The 5,000-nt window shown below is 42.2% G+C and carries 2 tRNA genes and 3 rRNA genes (1 of these 5 running past the window's edge); all 5 read right to left on the reverse strand.

Annotated elements, in window-relative coordinates:
• Positions 1 to 243 precede the first annotated feature (243 nt).
• Positions 244 to 360, reverse strand: a 5S ribosomal RNA gene (rrf, locus tag CAMP18498_RS07680).
• Between the two features lie 295 nt (positions 361 to 655).
• Positions 656 to 3,563 (reverse strand): 23S ribosomal RNA (locus CAMP18498_RS07685).
• Positions 3,564 to 4,019: 456 nt separating this feature from the next.
• Positions 4,020 to 4,096 (reverse strand) — tRNA-Ile (locus CAMP18498_RS07690).
• Positions 4,097 to 4,104: 8 nt separating this feature from the next.
• A tRNA-Ala gene (locus CAMP18498_RS07695) sits at positions 4,105 to 4,180 on the reverse strand.
• A gap of 95 nt (positions 4,181 to 4,275) precedes the next feature.
• Positions 4,276 to 5,000: ribosomal RNA gene (locus CAMP18498_RS07700) — 16S ribosomal RNA — on the reverse strand; it runs 789 nt beyond the window's last position.
• The 16S, 23S and 5S rRNA genes sit together here with 2 tRNA genes alongside, the layout of an rRNA operon.

The following is a 5,000-nucleotide window of genomic DNA, read 5'->3' on the forward strand; positions in this document are numbered from 1 at the left end:
ATTCAATAACCAACAACACAAATCTAAGCCATAAGAAACAACACATAAAACTAAAAAAATTTAAAAATAAAAATCAATAATAAGTAAAAGAATAAACTAATTTAAGGATTAAGCCAATAAACAATCCAACTAAATAACTAAATTTTATAAACTAATAAAAAATAATAACAACCAACAATAAAAAGAATAAATTAATTTAAAGATTTATCTAAGTAGTAAATAAGAATAATAAGAGAATTAACAAGTCCGCAATGAGCTACTTTCCCCCTGCCAGTAAGGCGTAGTATCATCACCCACGATGTGCTTAGCTTCTTGGTTCGGGATGGAGCAAGGCGTCTCCACATCTGTATAATCACGGACATTGTTATTTAAATATTCTATATTAATATAACATAATAAAAGCAATCAATAAGATTTAGATATAAAAAATCATTATTTTTATTTTAGTTTTCATCTTATTCTTATATTTAGATGTTTTACTAAACTAAATACTTTATTGTTTTAGAATACTTAAAAAACAATGTTAAGAGCAAGTTCTAATATAAACTTTACTTATAAGATTTTATAAACTTAAGAACATAATCTTTATATAAATATTTCATATAAAAACACTCAAAGCTTTATTAAAAACCTTAACAAGGAAGTGATGCTTAAATAAGATAAGCCAAACGCTCTATTAGTACTGGTCAGCTAAAGGACTTTCATCCATTACACACCCAGCCTATCAAACTAGTAGTCTTCTAGAGAGCTTAGAGAAGATTCATCTTAGAGTTGGCTTCACGCTTAGATGCTTTCAGCGTTTATCCGTTCCAAACTTAGCTACGCTGCGATGCTCTTGGCAGAACAACAGCTACACCAGTGGTTTGTTCAACCCGGTCCTCTCGTACTAGGGTCAAATCTCTTCAATCTTCTTACGCCCACGGCAGATAGGGACCGAACTGTCTCACGACGTTCTGAACCCAGCTCGCGTACCGCTTTAAATGGCGAACAGCCATACCCTTGGGACCTGCTCCAGCCCCAGGATGCGATGAGCCGACATCGAGGTGCCAAACCTCCCCGTCGATGTGAGCTCTTGGGGGAGATCAGCCTGTTATCCCCGGGGTACCTTTTATCCTTTGAGCGATGGCCCTTCCACACAGAACCACCGGATCACTAAGACCGACTTTCGTCTCTGCTTGACTTGTATGTCTTGCAGTTAAGCTGGCTTATACCTTTATACTCTACGAACGATTTCCAACCGTTCTGAGCCAACCTTTGTAAGCCTCCGTTATTATTTGGGAGGCGACCGCCCCAGTCAAACTACCCACCAGACATTGTCCCACTTGAGGATAACTCAAGCTGGTTAGCTACCCAAATAAGAAAGAGTGGTATCTCAACAACGGCTCATATACAACTGGCGTCATATACTCAAAGCCTCCCACCTATCCTGCACATTCTTATCCAAATAGCAGTGTCAAGCTGTAGTAAAGGTCCACGGGGTCTTTCCGTCTTGCCGCGGGTAGGAGGAATTTTCACCTCCACTACAATTTCACTGGATCCCTCTTTGAGACAGCTCCCATCTCGTTACGCCATTCATGCAGGTCGGTATTTAACCGACAAGGAATTTCGCTACCTTAGGACCGTTATAGTTACGGCCGCCGTTTACTCGGGCTTCGATCAAGAGCTTCGCTAATGCTAACCCCATCAATTAACCTTCGAGCACCGGGCAGGCGTCACACCCTATACATCCTCTTACGAGTTAGCAGAGTGCTGTGTTTTTGGTAAACAGTCGGGAGGGACTCTTTGTTGTAAGTTTCTTCGCTTTCGGAGTAAATCCTAATACGAAGCGAACCACACCTTATACCGAAGATACGGTGCTATTTTGCAGAGTTCCTTAAAGAGAGTTCTTCCACGCGCCTTAGAATACTCATCCCACCCACCTGTGTCGGTTTACGGTACGGGCAACATTAGCTAAACTTAGAAACTTTTCTTGGCTCGACGGCATCAGCAATTCTCCTCGCTGTCCGAAGACTTTGAAGAGCCTTTCAGTTCTCGGAGTATTGTTATACGGATTTGCCTATATAACCTCCTACGACCTTAGACTAGCACTTCCATCCGCTAGCTTGCTTAGCCCTAAGCGTCCTTCCATCGCACACTAATGTTGGTATTGGAATATTAACCAATTTGCCATCGTCTACCCCTTTCGGACTCGACTTAGGACCCGACTAACCCTACGATGACGAGCATCGCGTAGGAAACCTTGGGTTTACGGCGTTAATGATTCTCACATTAATTATCGCTACTCATGCCTGCATGCTCACTTCTATTCGCTCCAGCACTCCTTACCGGTATACCTTCGGCGCAAATAGAACGCTCTCCTACCACTTGATAAAATCAAGTCTACAGCTTCGGTACTTACTTTAGCCCCGTTATATTTTCCGCGCAAAATCACTAGACCAGTGAGCTATTACGCTTTCTTTAAAGGATGGCTGCTTCTAAGCCAACCTCCTGGTTGTTTAAGTAACTTCACATCGTTTTCCACTTAAGTAAGATTTAGGGACCTTAGCTGGTAGTCTGGGTTGTTTCCCTCTTGACGACGGATTTTATCACTCGCCGCCTGACTGCTGTGATTACATATAAGGTATTCGGAGTTTGATAGGGTTTGGTACATTGGTGTATGCCCTAGCCCATTCAGTGCTCTACCCCCTTATACTACGACACAACGCTATACCTAAATATATTTCGGAGAGAACCAGCTATCACGAAGTTTGATTGGCCTTTCACCCCTATCCACAAGTCATCCGGGGGCTTTTCAACGCCTATCGGTTCAGTCCTCCACTAGTTCTTACACTAGCTTCAACTTGCTCATGGATAGATCACTTCGTTTCGGGTCTGCAGCATCTGACTTAAGCGCCCTATTCAGACTCGCTTTCGCTACGGCTTCGCGTGTGCTTAACCTTGCCAGACACCACAACTCGCAGGCTCATTATGCAAAAGGCAGTCCATCACACTGTATTGCTACATAGTGCTCTGAATGATTGTAAGCAAATGGTTTCAGGTTCTATTTCACTCTGATCACCTCAGTTCTTTTCACCTTTCCCTCACGGTACTTGTGCACTATCGGTCTGGTAGTAGTATTTAGGGTTGGATCGTGGTCGACCCAGCTTCAGACAGGATTCCTCGTGTCCCGCCCTACTCAGGATACTGCTAGCTAAGGTTTGGTTTTCGTATACGGGACTATCACCCTCTATGGCTACACTTTCCAGAGTGTTCTACTAACCTCACCTATTGCACATTGCAGTCCTACAACCCCCAGTGCAAGCACTGGGTTTGCCCTCTTGCGCTTTCGCTCGCCGCTACTGACGCAATCTCTATTGATTTCTTTTCCTGTAGGTACTAAGATGTTTCAATTCCCTACGTTCGCTCCATTATGGTAGTATATATCTCTATATACTGGGTTGCCCCATTCGGAAATCTACGGATCAAAGCTTCTTGACAGCTCCCCGTAGCTTATCGCAGTCTAGTACGTCCTTCATCGCCTTTACCAGCCAAGGCATCCACCATTCGCTCTTAATAGCTTACCTTTTAAATTCATTCTAAAACGCATCACTTCCTTGTTAAAGTTTTTATGATAAGACTTTACTATCTTAAGACGGAAAGCATTTAAACACTTAATAAAACTAAATAAATTAGTCTAACTAAGCTGTGAGTTTAAAACTTGTCTTTAACTAAAAGCTAAAGAAAAGATAGTTAGGTTTTATCCTTTAACAAGTCCTGTAAAATTGTTTTTATTAAAACTTGCTTGTGACTCTTAACAATGATAATTCAAATAACATTAAATAACTAATCTAATATATAAAATATTCTATTATTTATTTAGCTTAGGTCTTAAAACCTAAAGGAAGTATATATAAAGAGTTTAAATGATTTAAAAACATAAGCAATAAAGTATTTTACTTTATTTACTGCTTTATTATTAGCTATATACTTGCTTTAAGTTTTAAAACTTTATTATATGATTGATAAACAAATCTTTTTTATGGTGGGCCTAACAAGACTTGAACTTGTGACCTCACCCTTATCAGGGGTGCACTCTAACCAGCTGAGCTATAGGCCCTTAATAAATGGTGGAGAATAGCGGGATCGAACCGCTGACCTCCTGCGTGCAAAGCAGGCGCTCTCCCAGCTGAGCTAATTCCCCAAAATTAGCTTTTCATCAATCTTTGAAATCTAAACAAGGATGATTGAGTCTATATATGAACTGATAGTTGTGAGACTTATCAGTTTGTACTCTAGAAAGGAGGTGATCCAACCGCAGGTTCTCCTACGGTTACCTTGTTACGACTTCACCCCAGTCGCTGATTCCACTGTGGACGGTAACTAGTTTAGTATTCCGGCTTCGAGTGAAATCAACTCCCATGGTGTGACGGGCGGTGAGTACAAGACCCGGGAACGTATTCACCGTAGCATGGCTGATCTACGATTACTAGCGATTCCGGCTTCATGCTCTCGAGTTGCAGAGAACAATCCGAACTGGGACATATTTTATAGATTTGCTCCACCTCGCGGTATTGCGTCTCATTGTATATGCCATTGTAGCACGTGTGTCGCCCTGGGCATAAGGGCCATGATGACTTGACGTCGTCCACACCTTCCTCCTCCTTACGAAGGCAGTCTATTTAGAGTGCTCGGCCGAACCGTTAGCAACTAAATACGTGGGTTGCGCTCGTTGCGGGACTTAACCCAACATCTCACGACACGAGCTGACGACAGCCGTGCAGCACCTGTCTCTAAGTTCTAGCAAGCTAGCACCCTCTTATCTCTAAAAGGTTCTTAGGATATCAAGCCCAGGTAAGGTTCTTCGCGTATCTTCGAATTAAACCACATGCTCCACCGCTTGTGCGGGTCCCCGTCTATTCCTTTGAGTTTTAATCTTGCGACCGTACTCCCCAGGCGGTACACTTAATGCGTTAGCTGCATTACTGAGATGACTAGCACCCCAACAACTAGTGTACATCGTT

Origin of the sequence: Campylobacter sp. W0066.2 (assembly GCF_024723515.1) — a bacterium.
Classification (GTDB): Bacteria; Campylobacterota; Campylobacteria; order Campylobacterales; family Campylobacteraceae; genus Campylobacter_D.